The 422-nt window shown below is 53.1% G+C and carries 4 tRNA genes; all 4 read left to right on the forward strand.

The features are described 5' to 3' along the window. The first annotated feature begins 85 nt into the window (after nucleotides 1-85). Nucleotides 86-159: transfer RNA gene (locus AC2FB1_RS11140), tRNA-Met, on the forward strand. Nucleotides 160-167: 8 nt separating this feature from the next. Further along, nucleotides 168-243 (forward strand) — tRNA-Asp (locus AC2FB1_RS11145). 23 nt (nucleotides 244-266) lie between these two features. Continuing rightward, nucleotides 267-339, forward strand: a tRNA-Phe gene (locus tag AC2FB1_RS11150). A gap of 6 nt (nucleotides 340-345) precedes the next feature. Continuing rightward, nucleotides 346-421 (forward strand) — tRNA-Thr (locus AC2FB1_RS11155). Nucleotide 422: the final 1 nt, after the last annotated feature.

Raw genomic sequence — 422 nt, forward strand, 5'->3', positions numbered from 1 at the left:
GGCTGAAGGGATCGGTCTTGAAAACCGACAGGGCCTTAACGGGCCGCGGGGGTTCGAATCCCTCTTCCTCCGCCATTTTTATTATCGCGGGATGGAGCAGTTCGGTAGCTCGTCGGGCTCATAACCCGAAGGTCGGTGGTTCAAATCCGCCTCCCGCAATTCGTTTAGGTCTCGTAGTGTAGCGGTTAACACGCCTGCCTGTCACGCAGGAGATCGCGGGTTCGATTCCCGTCGAGACCGCCATTTATTAATTTGATATTATATATGGTTCAGTAGCTCAGTTGGTAGAGCAATGGATTGAAGCTCCATGTGTCGGCAGTTCGACTCTGTCCTGAACCATCCTTTGCCGGCCTAGCTCAATTGGTAGAGCAACTGACTTGTAATCAGTAGGTTGGGGGTTCAAGTCCTCTGGCCGGCACCAT

This window comes from Staphylococcus sp. CoH_129_LAB_1, from assembly GCF_058191515.1.